At 38.5% G+C, this 16,575-nt stretch carries 16 protein-coding genes and 2 pseudogenes; 7 read left to right on the plus strand and 11 right to left on the minus strand.

All coding sequences use genetic code 11. From position 1 onward, the window contains the following. Nucleotides 1-49: 49 nt before the first annotated feature. Nucleotides 50-571, minus strand: coding sequence for an ECF transporter S component (locus CHI06_RS25955; RefSeq protein ID WP_095251558.1), 522 nt, complete (start codon nt 569-571; stop codon nt 50-52). Nucleotides 572-950: 379 nt separating this feature from the next. On the opposite strand from CHI06_RS25955, the gene CHI06_RS25960 reads away from it, so the two are divergent. The 3 genes from CHI06_RS25960 to CHI06_RS25970 are packed head-to-tail and all read left to right on the plus strand — an operon-like array spanning nt 951 to nt 3,527. Continuing rightward, nucleotides 951-1,949 (plus strand): ABC transporter ATP-binding protein, encoded by a 999-nt coding sequence (locus tag CHI06_RS25960; RefSeq protein ID WP_095251543.1) that lies wholly within the window; start codon nt 951-953, stop codon nt 1,947-1,949. Next, on the plus strand, nt 1,946-2,737 hold the full coding sequence (locus CHI06_RS25965) for an ABC transporter permease (RefSeq protein ID WP_095251544.1): 792 nt from the start codon (nt 1,946-1,948) through the stop codon (nt 2,735-2,737). Before CHI06_RS25960 ends, CHI06_RS25965 begins: the two co-directional genes overlap by 4 nt. Before the next feature lie 4 nt (nt 2,738-2,741). Beyond that, the gene (locus CHI06_RS25970) at nt 2,742-3,527 is read left to right on the plus strand and encodes an ABC transporter permease (RefSeq protein WP_095251545.1); all 786 of its coding nucleotides are present in this window, start codon (nt 2,742-2,744) and stop codon (nt 3,525-3,527) included. A gap of 135 nt (nt 3,528-3,662) precedes the next feature. Here the strand turns inward: CHI06_RS25970 and CHI06_RS25975 are convergent, their stop codons facing one another. From CHI06_RS25975 to CHI06_RS25980, 3 genes are all read right to left on the minus strand, one after another. Further along, nucleotides 3,663-4,577 (minus strand): VOC family protein, encoded by a 915-nt coding sequence (locus CHI06_RS25975; RefSeq protein ID WP_095251546.1) that lies wholly within the window; start codon nt 4,575-4,577, stop codon nt 3,663-3,665. Nucleotides 4,578-4,846: 269 nt separating this feature from the next. Continuing rightward, entirely contained in the window at nt 4,847-5,017 is a 171-nt protein-coding gene (locus CHI06_RS30070) for a hypothetical protein (RefSeq protein WP_179292788.1), read from the minus strand. A 280-nt stretch (nt 5,018-5,297) separates the two neighbouring features. Beyond that, the gene (locus CHI06_RS25980) at nt 5,298-6,338 is read right to left on the minus strand and encodes an NAD(P)-dependent alcohol dehydrogenase (RefSeq protein WP_095251547.1); all 1,041 of its coding nucleotides are present in this window, start codon (nt 6,336-6,338) and stop codon (nt 5,298-5,300) included. A 282-nt stretch (nt 6,339-6,620) separates the two neighbouring features. On the opposite strand from CHI06_RS25980, the gene CHI06_RS25985 reads away from it, so the two are divergent. The 3 genes from CHI06_RS25985 (at nt 6,621) to CHI06_RS25995 (ending at nt 9,657) form a co-directional block, all read left to right on the plus strand. Then, complete coding sequence (locus CHI06_RS25985) at nt 6,621-7,034, plus strand: MerR family transcriptional regulator (RefSeq protein WP_095251548.1); 414 nt, start codon at nt 6,621-6,623, stop codon at nt 7,032-7,034. 197 nt (nt 7,035-7,231) lie between these two features. Then, nucleotides 7,232-8,011 (plus strand): ABC transporter ATP-binding protein, encoded by a 780-nt coding sequence (locus CHI06_RS25990; RefSeq protein ID WP_095251549.1) that lies wholly within the window; start codon nt 7,232-7,234, stop codon nt 8,009-8,011. Between the two features lie 2 nt (nt 8,012-8,013). Beyond that, nucleotides 8,014-9,657 (plus strand): hypothetical protein, encoded by a 1,644-nt coding sequence (locus CHI06_RS25995; protein WP_095251550.1) that lies wholly within the window; start codon nt 8,014-8,016, stop codon nt 9,655-9,657. A gap of 145 nt (nt 9,658-9,802) precedes the next feature. Here CHI06_RS25995 and CHI06_RS26000 read toward each other — a convergent pair whose 3' ends face one another. From CHI06_RS26000 to CHI06_RS26030, 7 genes and pseudogenes are all read right to left on the minus strand, one after another. Next, nucleotides 9,803-10,600: a CPBP family glutamic-type intramembrane protease gene (locus CHI06_RS26000; RefSeq protein ID WP_095251551.1), complete on the minus strand. Its 798-nt coding sequence runs from the start codon at nt 10,598-10,600 to the stop codon at nt 9,803-9,805. 290 nt (nt 10,601-10,890) lie between these two features. Continuing rightward, on the minus strand, nt 10,891-11,412 hold the full coding sequence (ssuE, locus tag CHI06_RS26005; RefSeq protein WP_095251552.1) for an NADPH-dependent FMN reductase: 522 nt from the start codon (nt 11,410-11,412) through the stop codon (nt 10,891-10,893). 15 nt (nt 11,413-11,427) lie between these two features. Continuing rightward, a complete protein-coding gene (locus tag CHI06_RS26010; RefSeq protein ID WP_095251553.1) occupies nt 11,428-12,774 on the minus strand; it encodes an LLM class flavin-dependent oxidoreductase in 1,347 nt (448 codons plus the stop codon). 55 nt (nt 12,775-12,829) lie between these two features. Then, a complete protein-coding gene (locus CHI06_RS26015) occupies nt 12,830-13,846 on the minus strand; it encodes an ABC transporter substrate-binding protein (protein ID WP_095251554.1) in 1,017 nt (338 codons plus the stop codon). Nucleotides 13,847-13,880: 34 nt separating this feature from the next. Further along, complete coding sequence (locus CHI06_RS26020) at nt 13,881-14,675, minus strand: ABC transporter permease (RefSeq protein WP_095251555.1); 795 nt, start codon at nt 14,673-14,675, stop codon at nt 13,881-13,883. A gap of 54 nt (nt 14,676-14,729) precedes the next feature. Then, a complete protein-coding gene (locus CHI06_RS26025; RefSeq protein ID WP_095251556.1) occupies nt 14,730-15,542 on the minus strand; it encodes an ABC transporter ATP-binding protein in 813 nt (270 codons plus the stop codon). A 390-nt stretch (nt 15,543-15,932) separates the two neighbouring features. Continuing rightward, nucleotides 15,933-16,202, minus strand: a pseudogene (locus CHI06_RS26030) (DNA alkylation repair protein); the annotation flags it as partial. On the opposite strand from CHI06_RS26030, the pseudogene CHI06_RS26035 reads away from it, so the two are divergent. Further along, nucleotides 16,195-16,560 (plus strand): annotated as a pseudogene (locus tag CHI06_RS26035) (L,D-transpeptidase); the annotation flags it as partial. The pseudogenes CHI06_RS26030 and CHI06_RS26035 sit on opposite strands and share 8 nt — an antisense overlap. Nucleotides 16,561-16,575 lie beyond the last annotated feature (15 nt).

Here is a 16,575-nt window from a genome sequence, read left to right on the forward strand (position 1 = left end):
TTTTTCTATAATATTGGTGGTCCGAGGCCAACAATGTCCCCTGTACCAATCAAACTCTTTTCTTTAAGCGACCTACAAGAGGTATTACGATTATACCTGCTATTGCGACCTGCATGATGTTTCCAGGGATGGAGCCGAATGGCTGTATCCAGTTACCATAAAGGAGCACTTCTGCAAAATAATAGCCAACCACTTTAATGATGAGTGCAGTAGCAACGGCCAGAGTGTTAACATAAATCTTTTTCCCCGGTACTTTTTCGGAAATTAGTCCGCCTACGAAGCCCATTGCACCTACAATAATAAATGTAAATGGTGCCCAAAGTGCCCAGCCAGAGAGAAGATCGAATAAGCCCATTCCGAAGGCACCAGCTACTGCCCCTGTTTTTTTACCGTAAACAAAGGCTGCTATAAAAAGAGGTACGTTACCGAGATGGATTAGACCTCCGTTGCCCATGATTGGTAGCTTTATGTTGATGAACATCGTTGCTACAAGGGTTAATGCGATGAAAAGAGAATTGATGACGATAGCTTTTGTTTTCGTTGATTCTGTTGGAGCAAATAGTGAATTCATAAGGACAACCTTTACTGTTTTTTTAAAAATAATATCATACAATCCTATACTTTTAAATAGAGAAATGTACTAATCTTACCCATAGTCCCAAACAACTTCATAGCCCCTTATGGATACTGAATACTGAATAAACACAAAAATCTCCTATCATCATCCGGCAAAATTCTGGTTGGAAGCTTTAATTTATCTTACATTCTATCCATGCTTATATTTTACACTTTGCTAAATGCTAAGCCTTATATTTTTGGTGAATATTAGTTACAACTCGAAGTAAAGTGCACCTTACTTGCATGAAAAACTAGCTAACGTTATTATATAAGATTGGTAAGACCGTTTTCTATATCATGTTTTTCTTTTTAAACTCCTAGGAGGAAACGAAATGAATGTCATTGAGGTACAAAATTTACGGAAAGAATTTAATTCCTATACAAGCCGGCCCGGTTTGGCTGGAGCTTTTCGGGATTTATTTACGAGAAATTATAAAATCCATGCGGCCGTTGATAATATTTCCTTAACCGTTAAACAAGGGGAAATGGTTGGCTATATTGGAGAGAACGGTGCTGGTAAATCAACGACGATTAAGATGTTAACCGGCATATTGACCCCCACATCTGGTTCCATTATCGTAAATGGGATGAATCCCCATAAGCAGCGGGAAGAATTCGTGCGTACCATTGGCGTGGTATTCGGTCAGCGGTCACAGCTATGGTGGGATATCGCGGTTCAAGAATCTTTCCGGTTATTGAAAAAAGTATACCGTGTTTCGGATGAGGACTATAACCATCATATGGGCCATGTGATTGAAACCCTAGAAATCGGTCCTTTACTAGATAAACCGGTACGAAAGCTGTCTCTTGGACAAAGGATGCGCTGTGAATTAGCAGCCGCTCTCGTACACAATCCTCCTCTCCTCTTTTTGGACGAACCAACGATTGGGCTAGATGTGTTGGTGAAGTTAAAAATACGTAAGTTTCTACAAGAAATTAACGAGCAATATAAAACCACCATACTCTTGACCACACATGACTTAACGGATATTGAAGCCCTTTGTGAGCGAGTGGTGTTATTAGATGAAGGAAAAATCATCTATGACGGTAAGCTGAATCAGCTTCAAGCACATGCAGTAGAGGGAAAACAAATTGAATTTGAATTTTTGTCAGAGGTCCCTCGCAGCAGCCTTCCTCGTGTCGAAAATATTCAATGGGAACAAAAAGATGCGACCACGTGGCTTGGGTATATCAATGGGGATGAACAAATGGTCTCTCAATTAATTAGTGATGTCGTGCAAAGGAATCCGATTAAAAATGTCCGAATCAATGAAGTTTCTACGGAAGAGATTGTCCGGAAGATCTATGAAGAAGGAATGGCCCTCACATGAGTATGTATTTAGAAATGATCCGGGTTCGGTTTTTAATGATGCTCGCCTACCGGACAAACTATTATAGTGGGATTTTAATCTATAGTATCAATATTGGAGCCTACTATTTTTTATGGTTTGCGATTTATGGTGGGAAAGAAGAGATTCAAGGATTGTCCGTCGCTCAAATGACCACCTATGTGGCAGTCGCCTGGATGGCACGAGCGTTTTATTATAACAATATTGATCGTGAAATTGCTGCGGAAATCAAAGACGGCAAAGTCGCCATTGAAATGATTCGCCCGTATAATTATTTAGGGATGAAAACCATGCAGGCACTTGGGGAAGGAGTCTTTCGCTTATTGTTTTTCTCAGTCCCAGGTATGATTATCGTAGCATTAATTTTTCCAGTCCGCTTCGATGCTAGCTTGACAACGTGGCTATTTTTCTTTATCTCACTTGTTTTTAGTTTTATTGTTAATACGTATATCAACTTATTAACCGGTATGATGACATTCTTTTTATTTAATAACACAGGGTTGATTCGAGCAAAACGTGTCGTGATCGATTTGTTCTCAGGTTTACTCCTCCCTATTTCCTTTTATCCAGCATGGGCTCAGGAATTAATGTCCTATTTGCCCTTTCAAGCAATCAGCTATGTTCCAAGTATGATTTTTACAGAAGGCTTTGTTGGTCAGGAGATTTATAACGCTTTGCTTACACAAGTATTCTGGGTTGTCATCTTACTTATTCCAATCCGGCTTTTATGGTCATTAGCAAAAAAACATTTAATTGTACAAGGAGGCTGAGCCAATGTTTTATCTATCATTGTTCTTTCAATATGCCTCTCAATATTTAAAAACCAGGTTCACTTATCGTATTGATACGATTATTGAAATCCTTTCTGACCTATTATCTCAAGGTGTCAATTTGATTTTCATCTTAATCGTATTTCGTCATACAGCCTTTTTAGGCGGCTGGAACCGAGATGAAATCATTTTTATTTATGGATTTTTCCTAGTTCCTTATGCGATATTTTCGTCCTTTTTTAACATTTGGGACTTTAATGAACGCTATATTGTCAAAGGAGAAATGGACCGTATTTTGACACGCCCCGTTCACAGCCTTTTCCAAATTATCTTGGAACGAATCGAGCTCGAATCTTTATTCGGTGCCATTACAGGCTTATTGGTTATGGGTTATGCCATTATAAACCTAGACTTAACCTTTGCATGGTATGATGTTTTGCTCTTTATTGTCATGGTAATTGGCGGAGCATTTATTTATGCAGGGATCTTTATTTCGATTGCAACGATTGGATTTTGGTCTGACAGCCGTACCGATATTATGCCAATGATGTATAACATCAGCAATTACGGACGCTACCCTATTAACATTTACAACAAGGTGATTCAATTTGTGTTAACGTGGATTTTACCTTTTGCCTTTGTCGGTGTGTATCCCGCTTCCTACTTTTTAAATCGTGAAGAATGGTATGGCTACGCCTTTTTTACACCCGTTATGGGAATCCTTTTCCTAGGAATTGCGATTCTTCTGTGGAATGCTGGAGTGAAGAAATATCGTGGGGCTGGAAATTAACATTTGAATTAAAAGAAATAATATAGATTCAAAAGACTATCAGATGCCCTAAGAAGCCCCACAAACAGGCTTTCTAAGGGCTATCTTTTTTTCTACTTCCGCATAAAATTCTTATATTCTATTCTGTATTTCTCATTATCCCTTGTATGCATTCTGTAATTCCACAAGATCAAATTTCTTCATTTTAAGAAATGCTTTCGTTACGCGCTCAAGTTGCTCAGGTGTGCCCTTATTCATCATCTCGTCCATCTCACTTGGCACAATCTGCCATGATATGCCATACTGATCTTTCAACCAGCCGCATTGCTCGGCTTCAGGAACTGCAGAGAGCCTATCCCAGTAGTAATCAATCTCTTCTTGTGTGTCACAATACACCATAAATGAGATAGCCTCGTTAAAATTGAATTCATGCTTATGCGCGCTATCCATGGCTGCGAACCACTGATTTTCTAAGCTAAAATCAGCGAACATGATGGTTCCTTCTTTATCAGGTTCCATGCCATTAGGGTAGTGTGCGATATGACCCTGCTTTCCGTTCTTAAAAACTGATAAATAAAAATTAATTGCCTCTTCTGCATTGCCGCATTGATCTCCGACAAACAAAAGTGACGGCACAATTTCAGGTCGGTCTTCACCTGCTGGATTAGTAAGCATTAACTGCCAGGACAATCCATATTTATCCTGAATCCAGCCGTACTTCTCGCTAAACGGATACTTATCAAGTGGCATTAACGCAGTACCACCTTCGGACAATTTGTTCCAAACCTCATTTATTTTTTCACTTGCATCCTTTTCTCGTGATGGGTCAAAATTAACGATTAAGGACACCGATGGATTGATCTTGAAATAAGGCCCTGCGCTGATTGCCATGAACTTTTGCCCCCAAAGCTCAAAAGAGACGATATTGGAGTCGCCTGATGGTGTGTCATGGATCGTTCTTACATCCGTAATTTTCGAATCCGGGAATATGGAAGAGTAAAACTCAGCTGCTTCTTTTGCCTCCTTGTCATACCATAAATGCGGAACAATTTTTTGATTTGTTTTTGACATATTTATTCCTCCTTTATTTCTCTATTATTGAAGTATACTGCCCATTCCGTGAAAAAGAAAATGCATTACGCTTAAATAAGCACAAAAAAGCCAATATTAATGTTGGCTAGTTTCATTTATTTTGACAAAACTTAACATGATACCAAAATAAAGGTCCAGAAATATCGTGGAGCTGGGAATCAACTATTAACTTAGTAAAAACCAAAAACAATAGTACGATAGCTGATCAGAGAAAGATCAGCTATCGTACTTGGTTATGCAGCATTTCCTCATAGGAGGTTATTCGTTATATCTTGATCTAATTTTTTCATCTCCAGCTCTATCTTTTTTTCCTCTAATTCTATTTCTTTCATTTTAAGTTCAATATCTTTTTTCTTAACATATCCGTAATATAGAAGAGAAAAGCCTATAATGATGGTTAGGTAGAAAATAAATCCCAAACTATAAACCCCCAGTTTATTTTATTTTCTTCTAATCAGTGTTATGAATCAAAACCGTTTTAGTTTCATTTCTTTAACATAAAAGGAGCTTTCAAATCTTTCTGCCCAAGATATTTAGAGTGAGGATCCACGATATAATTCGCTCGTGTTTATTGATAATTCTAGAGATAATAAAAGACACATTAAATAGCTCTGGATAAAGAATCCAAAAAGGATGATCAAAAAGCTAGGCCTTTTGATCATCCTCGGATTTACCATTTGAATTTATCATATACGCAACTTACATAGTGCTGGTGTCAATCACGAATCGATACTTCACATCTGAAGCTAATACTCGTTGGTAAGCTTCGTCAATTTGGTCAGCTGAAATGACTTCAATCTTAGGAGCAATGTTGTGTTCTGCACAGAAGTTCAACATTTCCTGAGTTTCACGGATGCCTCCAATCATTGAGCCTGCAAATGAACGGCGATGACCGATAAGTGAGAATACGTTAACTGACAACGGCTCGGCTGGTGCACCAACGTTGACCATTGTACCATCCAGCGCCAGCAGCGAAAGGTAGGCACTAATATCGATCTTAGCGCTTACTGTATTTATGATGAGGTCGAACGAACCCGCGAGTTTCTTAAACGTCTTTGGATCGCTTGTTGCATAGTAATTGTCTGCTCCTAATTGCAAACCATCTTCCTTTTTCTTCAATGTTTGTGACAGAACAGTAACCTCGGCACCCATGGCATGTGCAATTTGGACAGCCATATGACCAAGTCCACCCATACCAACAACCGCGACTTTCTTACCTGGACCCGCACCCCAATGATTTAATGGTGAATAGGTCGTAATTCCTGCGCAAAGTAATGGTGCTGCGGCGTCAAGCTCAATGCTATCAGGAATTCTGACTACAAAGTCCTCAGTAACGACTATGTGTGTTGAATATCCACCTTGAGTAGGCTCGCCGTATTTGTCAACACCCGCGTAGGTAGGAACATTTCCTTTGAGACAGTATTGTTCTTCTCCTTTACGGCAATTCTCACATTCTCCACAGGAGTCAACCATACATCCGACCCCTACGCGGTCACCGACTTTGTACTTTGTGACCTCTGTACCTACCTCGCTGACAATTCCGGCAATCTCATGTCCTGGCACGAGTGGATAGTTGACTGGACCCCACTCGCCATGAGCAGTATGGATATCAGAATGGCATATGCCTGCATATTTAATTTCAATTAGAATATCATGCAAATCAAGATCGCGTCGTTTAATTTCAGCAGCTCGAAAGTGTTTGTCTGGACCGTCCACAGCTCTTGCTTTAGCAGTTATCATGAATAAAACCTCCAAGAAATTTGTATTTTTTTAAGAGAATCGCTTGTACGGGATCAATTACCCTCTATTTCATTGCTACCCTATTTTTTTCTCTTGCAAACCAATATTAATCCTTCGAGTTAACTCTAGGTCAATACCTTATTTTAAAAAATATTATATTTTTATTCTACATTTCCTTCTATGTTAATCTACCATTTGACATTTTACATACAACATGATAAATTCCCATCATCCATAGAGTTAACTCGAAGTCTATATTAATAAGAATTGGAGATAAATATAATGAAGACATACACAATTAGCGAAGTTGCAAAAGAATTGAATCTTACCGTATATACCTTGCGTTACTACGATAAAGAGGGACTAATGCCTTTTGTAGAACGTACACACAACGGGACACGGCGGTTTAAAGAATCCGATATCGACGCTTTAAAAATCATTGAATGTCTGAAATCCACAGCGATGCCCATTAAGGAAATTAAAAATTTCATTGATTGGTGTTCTGATGGGGATTCTACGTTGCAACAAAGATACGACATGTTTATCGATCGAAAAGCTATTGTAGAAGCACAGATTGAAGAATTAAAAAAACAAATGGAAGTCATCGAGCATAAATGCATCTATTACAAGACTGCATTAGATGCGGGAACGGAAGAAATTCATAAAACCGATAAAATAGAGATTTCCACTACCTAAAAAAATAAACCGATCAGTAAAACCTTTAAAAAGGTTAACCTAATCGGTTTTTTATTACTTTTTAATCAAGTACTAAACTACTATTTTTTTGTAGGCAAATGAAATTTCATTTAGATAATAGTTTCATTGATTTTTTATATGTTACACTATAGAAAAAGGATTAATATGGAAATAATCCAGAAATGGGGATTCAATCAATGGAAGAATTTATCCTTACCATTAAGGATTTAAAGAAAAATTATGGCCCAAAGGGTGTCTTAAATGGTGTGTCTCTTCAAGTAAAACGAGGAGAAGTCATTGGTTATATAGGTCCCAATGGAGCAGGAAAAAGCACCACCGTTAAAATCATGCTTGGCATTGAAGATGACTATTCTGGTGAGATTAAAATCTTCGGTCAAGATATTTCAGATGGGAATATTGATTATAAAAGAAACATCGGTTATGTGCCGGAAATCGCAGAAGTATACGACAATTTAACCGGCCATGAATATTTAACCTTTGTTGGCGAATTATATGGCCTTGAATTTGAGCTTGCGGACTATAAGGCAAAATGCTTAATGGACCTATTTGGGGTCGGGGAAGTCTATCATTCTCGAATTGCTTCGTACTCTAAAGGCATGCGTCAAAAGCTGTTAATTATCTCGAGCTTATTACATAATCCAGAGCTTTTGTTTTTTGATGAGCCCATTAATGGTCTGGACGCAAACAGTGTGATGATTTTCAAAGAAATCATGACTCAACTTGCTAAACAGGGAAAAACCATTTTCTACTCTTCCCACATTATGGATGTGGTCGAAAAAATAAGCAGCCGCATTATCCTTCTTCATGACGGAAAAATTGCTGCAGACGGTACCTTTGAAGAGTTAAAACACCAAAATGCCGAAGGCTCACTTGAACAGATTTTCAACCAGCTGACAGGGTTTAGTCAGCATAAAGAACTTGGTGCAAGATTTGTATCGATTGTGGAGGAGATGTGAGAATGCAGGACTATCGCACTCTGAAGCTATTGGATGTGTTCGAGAAGTTATTCCGCCGTTTTGGAATAGATTACAAGATTATGAGAAGAATTTTACAAGTAAAGTTAACGATGGATGGGCGCCGAGTGCCAACCATATTCTCACAAAATGCAAAAAAGAAAGAAAAGGATACAAACAATCAGTATATCAAATCCTTATGGATCTACGTGTTATTCGGCCTTTTCATGATTCCGTTTATCCTTATGGGTGAAAATTACCTGTTTCAAACGAGTCTCTTTTATGGGATTTTTACCTTTTTTATTATGACTTCTATGATTTCTGATTTTTCTTCTGTTTTACTAGACATCCGAGATCGAAACATTCTGTTTCCAAAGCCGGTTGATAAAAGAACCATTAGCATGACGAAAATAATACATATACTTATTTATTTGTCTTTCCTAACCATTGCACTGGCCGGCATCCCTATGATTGTTGGACTTATCAAACATGGTTTCTTGTTTTTCCTAACTACAGTACTTTCTATAATCCTAATAGACCTGTTTATTGTGGTGTTAACCGCACTTATATATTTGTTTATTTTACGCTACTTTGATGGGGAAAAATTAAAAGATATTATTAACTATGTCCAAATCATATTATCACTTGGAATCATGGTGGGGTATCAACTACTTGTGCGCTCCTTTGAGTTTATTGACTTGAGCATTTCACTCGAACCGCAATGGTGGCAGGTATTCATCTTTCCGATGTGGTATGGCGCGATGATGGAAGTAATCATGAATGGTAACGCGCATTTGTTTCACCTTTTATTCACCTTGTTAGGGATTCTGATGCCTCTTTTATCGATATGGATTTATATCAAGCTCAATCCCGCATTCGAGCAAAACCTTCAAAAGCTTTCTTACCACGGAAAGGCAAAAGAAAAGCGAAGTGGAAAGTTGGGCAGATTCCTTCTGCAAATCATTTGTCGCTCAGATGAGGAAAGAGCCTTCTTCCGTTTTGCCAGTACCATGATGAAAAATGAACGAGATTTTAAATTGAAGGTCTACCCATCTTTAGGATTTTCCGCCGTGATTCCGCTTATTTTTATCATGAATGGCTTTAATACTGATTTTAATCAGCTATCCACAAGCAATTCCTTTTTAACTGTATACTTTAGCTTAATCATCATCCCGACAATCTTGGTACTTTTGAAATTTTCGGGAAAATATAAAGGTGCGTGGATTTATAGAGTTGCACCAATTAAACAGCTAAAACCGATGTTTAGTGGTACGATAAAGGCGTTTATTTTCAATCTGTATTTGCCAGTTTACATGTTTCTTAGTGTCATATTTCTTGCACTATTTGGGTTGAGAATTCTGCCGGACCTTGTAATCGTATTTTTAAACGCCTGCACGTTTGCTGTCATTTGTTTTATGATTCTAAAAAAATCCATTCCCTTTTCAGAGTCTTTTGATGAATACAATCAAAACAGCAACATTGCTATCTTTATTGGATTAATGCTGTTTGTTGCCTTATTTGCCGGGTTGCATTATGCCACCACATTGTTCTCATATGGAATCTACCTTTATTTAGTGGTTGCCATTCTCTATCTGGGGACACTATGGAAACTAGCTTTTACTATTACGTGGGAAAAGATTGATGGATAATTGGTGAACGTTTTTACATTACATGAAAACAAAAAAATACGGTTGCCTAACCCATTGTAGGCAACCGTATTTTTTTAGCTAATATGGCGATTCCGATCATTTAATATTCGTCGCAATAACAACAATAAATTATTTTCCTGGTTATTTACTTTGGTTTTCTCCAATACCAAACAGTGCTAACAAGGAGAAAGATTGCCATAACGACTGCAAGTATAATTAGGCTGATTTCCGAAATATTCTCCATAGAATCCAGCCAGCCGATTTTTTTCATACTGAATAGACTCACGTTAAAGGCAACACCGATTGTAATAACTGACCATATAGATGAAGATTTTACATAAATAAAGCCATATACGAAACCTAAAGCAACCCCTAAAAGTTGCATCCATATTCCGCCTGGCGCCTGTATCACTGCTATAATGAGGGCGATACCTAAAATTGGCCAAAAAACCGGTACATTTTTTCTTGCTTCGTTAAACATGATGCCTATAAATACAATCAATTCAAGGGCCGTGGTTATCACTGAGGAAACAATTAAAGTGGTAAACGAAACAGAGTTATAATAGCTTTCGGTAAAGTCATTTAGAGAAGGTATGTTATGAAGGAGTAACAATTTCATTACTGCAGCATTTAGAAGGGTAAACGCCAATCCGATGATAATCATGTAAATCAAACTGCCCAACCAAATTTTCGAGAACCCCAAAATCCCCCAAAAACTTTCAGGTGTTTGTTTCAGAACTCTGTATTTTATCTTATACACGAATGCGGAAAGTCCAATGGTTGCTACCAACACAAGAAACATCTGTACTGCAATGTTCTCGCCTGTTCCGAATTGTCCCCAACCTAAGATTGGGTTCACAATAGTATTGTAGATGAGGATGACCACAATCATCACTGCCAAATAAAGCAAGTAATTTCCTATCATTAATAAATAATTTTTCAAAAAATCTCCCCCTTTAGTGAAATCCTTATCTATCTATTTAATGATTATTCCTCTCTAGAAAACCGTATTCCTTCTATAATGATTTTCCTAGGTCAAAACAAACAGTGACTAATTATGATCCTAACTATTGAATATGTATTGTGTGTGGATTTTATTTGCACCAATCCCCTGAAAAAAAAGACACATTAAATCACTCTGGATATAAAATCCAAGGAATTTAATGTGTCGCTATTATGACAGCCATTTAATACAGCATACTTCCCATAACGAACGGTTCCTAGTTCAATTCATTACTTAGAGAGTAGTTGTTGCAATTCTGTTGTTAAGCGTTGTTCCGCTTCCTCATCGATTTGGAAACCATCTGTTGCTAAACGTTCAATTTGTTTATCGATAATATAAACCGTATTTAGAATTTCAGTTGCGCCTAGTACGGATAGAACTGGCTTTAATGCATATTCAATCGCTAATAGATGAAAAGCCGAACCACCCACTGCCAAAGGTACTACGATCTTTCCCTCCAATGCTTTTTGAGGCAGTAAGTCTAAATAGGTTTTTAGAATACCCGTATAAGATGCTTTATAAATAGGTGTTAAAATGACCACTATTTGTGATTCTTCTACTTGTTGATTTACTTGCTTAATAGCCTCACTTTTAAAATTTGCAGTGATCAAATCCTCCGCAGGAAGTTCATGTACGTAAATGGATTGAAAGGCGATTGCTTCATTCTTGAAAAATCCTTCCACCCTTTGTTGTATGGCTGTTAATCGTGAATTCCTAGTATTGCCTCCATTTATAATTACGGCTTTATTCATTTACATTCTCTCCTTTTATAGCCTTACTGGATGTGACGAATGAATGGCTGGGTTTGCGGGCTTTGAAAGCCCTAGGTTTCCTCGCAGCGTATCGCTCTCATACTCCGTTCGGAATAAGCCTCGACGCTGTAATTCTGGAATCACGAGTTCAACAATATCATTAAAACCATCAGGAAAAGTAGGAGGCATAATGTTAAAACCATCTGCTCCTTCGTTTAAAAACCACGCTTCTAATTGATCTGCAATCTGTATAGGTGTTCCAACGATTTCTCGGTGACCACGAGCCCCCGCAATACGTTCATAAATCTCTCGTAATGTCTGTAAGTTTTCCCGTTTAGCAATATCACGAATGATGTTAGAGCGAATGAGCGGATTCGTTTTATCCTCAATTCCACTAAACTCTGGCAATGGACCATCCACATCATACCCAGTCAAATCAATATTTGTGAAATTTGATAGATAAGCCAAACCTACTTCAGGAGAAATATAGCTATTTAACAATCGCTGCTTATCACGAGCCTCTTCCTCCGTTTTTGCCACTGTAATGAACACACCAGGCATTATTTTTAAGTCTTCCGGCTTGCGCCCATATTTAGATAGACGCCCCTTAACATCACGATAAAATGCTTGTGCCTCTTCTAGTGTTTGCCACGCGGTAAAAATAACTTCCGCCGTTTTCGCTGCAAGTTCCTTTCCAGCTTCAGATGAACCAGCTTGCACGATCACTGGATGTCCTTGCGGGGTCGATGGAGCATCAAGCGTTCCTTTCACCTTAAACCATTTCCCCTCATGATCGACATGATGTACCTTCTTCAAATCTAATAATTTTCCATTTTCCTTATCTATCACAAGCGCATCCTCTTCAATTGAAAAAAATAGCTTTTTAACAACATCCACAAATTCCTCTGCACGTTCATATCGGGAAGCATGATGTAAATGTTTTTCTTTGCCAAATAGAAGTGATTCACCATCATTTGCCGATGTCACTACGTTCCAAGCTGCCCGGCCCTTCGACAGATGATCAATGGCAGCAAATTTACGTGCTACATGGAACGGTTCGTTGTACGTTGTTGTCAATGTAGCCGTTAAACCGATTTTTTTCGTAACCGCCGCCAATGCAGAAATAATGACTATAGGGTCCAGCTTCAACATGGCTGAATGCCCGCCTTCAGAAAGCTTTTGACCAAATACATCCGCAAAAAATACCATATCGAATTTTGCACGCTCAGCACTTTGGGCTAATTCCGTTAAAAATTCCAAATCTAAGACACGGTGTGCCCCTGAAGTAGGATAACGCCAGCTTGCTACATGATGCCCTGGCAAATGGAAAAATGCTCCTAATTTCATTTGTTTATTTCTCATAATAACAACCACTCCTATTTATCCTATTAGTTTAGTCGGATTTAATTACAATAAATTATTGAGCAAAAGGGTTAAATTCATTTGTATATAAATCCTCAGCCTTCACTTGACCTTCTTTTAATTCATCATTTTTCACAAGCCATTCTATCCAAACTTCAAATTCCGATGATGTTATGACACCACCTTTTTCTGCAATTCCTGTACTCTTCCAATACTTTAAATTATCTTTTGTTTCCTTGCGCCCACGTTTATCGATAATATCCTCAAAGCGTGAAATCACTTCTTCCCTAGGTGTTGTCTGGGCCCATTCTATTGCCTTTGCAACTCCTTCAACCACTTGCTTTACGGTATTCGGATTATCCTTGATATATTGTTCTGAAAAAAACAAATCACCTGCCGTAAATTCTGAGCCGAACACTTCAATATCACTAAATAATTCTACTATTCCACCTCTTTCTAAAGCCCGGTCTCTTGCAATACTGGATGTACCGCCAAGTACAACCGCATCTAGCTGTTGATTTCGCAGCGCCTGTTCTCCATTTGACATCGGTATTGTTACTAAGGTCACTTGTTCAATTTCCTTTTCCGTTAAACCGCCCTTACGCAAATAGTCTTTAACCGCAAATTCAGCATGAGCACCTAAAATATTGACGCCAATTTTTTTACCAATTAAATCTTTAGCAGATTTTATCGGACTACCCTCCAGCACATAGGCTCCCATGTACGTATTTTCATCACTGCCATAATAACCAACGACTGATTTTAATTTTACGTTTTGTGCATACGATTTAATAATCGCTCCATTAAATGCTGCACCAAAATCAATTTGCTTTGTCGCTGTTAATTGGATACTTTCTGGCCCGCCTGTACTATCACCGATATACTCTAGCTTCAAGTCACCTAAATAGCCCAAATCCTCTGCCAGTTCAGGGTAGCTTACAACACCCGGTGAACCTTGATATTGTAGAACCTTATCCTCTTCTTCTTTAGCAGCTGATTTATTACTTGAACACCCTGATAAAATTATGCTTAAAACAACCACTATAAAAATCGGCATGACTAATTTTTTCATCATCGTTTCTCCTTTTCTATTAATCTAACTTATTTCATCCATTTACTTGTTGCTTCCATTTTGAAAATTTGCGTTCGAGCAAACTTAATCCTTGATTGATCAGTAAGCCCAGCAAAGCAATCGTTAAAATTCCTGCATACATTTCGGGGATTTGAAAGTTGTATTGTGAATACGTAATTAAATATCCTAAACCTTCTTTAGCCCCTACCATTTCTGCTGCAATTAACACTAAAATTGCCGCTGTACCTGCCATACGAATCCCAGTAAAAATCATTGGCACGGATGCTGGTAAAATCACTTTGAGAAAAAGCTTAAACGAAGAAATATTCATAGAACGTGCTGATTTAATCAATAAGGGATCTACACTTCCTACTGCAGCAATGGTATTCAAAAGAATTGGCCATGTGCAGGCAAATATTACGATGGCAATTTTTGACGTTTCACCAATTCCCATTAGCAGCATAAATACGGGCAACAAGGCTAGTGCTGCTGTATTTCGAAACAACTCTAACACTGGATTTAATAATTCTCTTGCTAATGGATACCAGCCAATCACTAATCCTAACGGGATGGTAATGATTACTGCTAGTGCAAAGCCAGTAAATGACCGTGTAATACTCGCAGCAAAATGTGCGAAAAGCTCACCTGTAATGATTAAGTTCCACCAAGAAATTAATACACTAGAAAAAGTCGGAAAGAATGCTTGGTCCACTAAGCCAATTCTAGGTGCTATTTCCCAAACTAAAAATAAGGCAACTAAAACAATGGACTGTTTGAAAATCTTTCCCAAGCTTGATAACACAAAGAGTTTTGGTTTACTTGGCTGCATGGTGGTTGGAATTAATTTTATCGTTTCGATTTGAAAGAACCCCTCTCTATTGGTTTAAATGTTCATACCTTGGTATTCGGCTTCATGCAATGAACTCCAAACTTGATGGCGTAATTTTCCAAAGTCAGGATGGGAGCGGATATCAGCATCTTCTAATCTTGATTTTAGCGGGATATCTACAATCTCCTTTACCGTACCAGGACCTGGTGTTAACACGACTACCCGCTCTCCCAAATAAACTGCCTCATCGATCCCGTGAGTGATAAAGATAATCGTTTTTTTTGTTTTCTCCCAAATGCGTAGAAGCTCACTTTGCAGAGATTCCCTTGTTTGTGCATCCAGTGCAGCAAATGGTTCATCCATTAATAAGACATCTGGGTTAAATGCTAGACTTCTAGCAATTGCTACACGTTGTTTCATTCCGCCTGAGAGTTCATGCGGATAACGGTCTCCAAAATTGCTCAGACCCACTAAAGAAAGAAAATGGTCTGCCTGCTCCTTCCATTCATGTTTCGGTATACCCTTTGCTTCTAGACCAAATTCAATATTGCCGCGGGCCGTCTTCCATGGAAACAAAGCATACTGCTGAAAGACAATACCACGGTCGAGCCCTGGACCTGTAATTCTTTTCCCATCTATTAAGATGCGCCCGCTTGTTGGTGTTGTCAGCCCGCCTAGTAAGTCAAGTAACGTTGACTTTCCACAACCGCTTGGTCCTACTAATGTGATAAACTCTCCTTCTTTTACGGTAAACTCTATCTCCTTTACCGCTGTAAAGTCTCTTGTGGCGCCCTTTTGTCCCGAATCTCGAACCGTAAAGGTTTTTGTTACATGCTCGAACCTAATTTTTTCATTCGCTGCTGTCATTTATTTCACTCCATTTCAACATTTTTAAACCTATTAATGTTATTCACACCCCCATTATGAGAAATGCTGTATCCTTTTTAATAAAAAAAGGCTCAAAGGCCAACGACTAAACGTTGGTCCTCTGAGCCTCTGGTTTACCAGTCGGACAGAAGTCACTTATTCTTTTTGCTCGCACCACTTAATTTGTTATATTTAATTCCGATTAAGTTTATTGGATTACTTTTTTAACATCATAGTATGGTTTCTTTAAAAAATCAACAACTTTTTGAAAACTTTTACAATAGATATCAGAAATGGGTATTATGAATTACTGTTTCCTCTATTGCCATAGACTAAAGGTAACTGTATTGAGCTCTTGTTCCCGTTAGTGTTGTTACACTACAAGCTATGCTAGCACCTTACATATTTGCGTTTGAAACCAAGCTTTCCTCTATCTAATTCCTTTTGAATATTTTCTGACGCAAGCAGGATGGTGCTTTTTTTCTTGCCCTGCTTCATTTCTACAGGGCCTACTGCCTTAGCCGTTTCAACGGCTTTATCATGGAGTGGCAAATATGAAATTCCCACTGTGTACATAAAATTATTCATAGCGGACTTCGTTCGATCAGGAGAATCGTGAATCGTTTTTTCCACCTGCTCAAGCATACCGGCAAGCTTTGCGGAACAGCGGATTTGGATTTACAAAAATGGACAATTGGCTGTCACAACCCATGTAGTCACAGGGAAACGCAGCACCGGAGAAGATACACATCCGGGTGTTTGGTATATCCTTTATAAAAAGTCACCTTCCGTCCTCAGAGGCACTGCAGTTGGTAAAGGAAGTTATGCCGTTCCGGTAAATTACTGGGCTCCCTTTACGAATGATGGCCAAGGGTTCCACGATGCCAGCTGGCGGACAAATTGGGCAAGTGATGCCTATAATACGGCAGGTTCTGCTGGCTGTGTCAACGTCCCTCCAAATGTGATGGCATCCATTTATAATAATCCCAGCCAATACGATCCAGTTGTAATTTATTAAAATCCAACATAAATG

It is taken from the genome of Bacillus sp. 7884-1 (assembly GCF_002272245.1).
GTDB lineage: Bacteria > Bacillota > Bacilli > Bacillales > Cytobacillaceae > Neobacillus.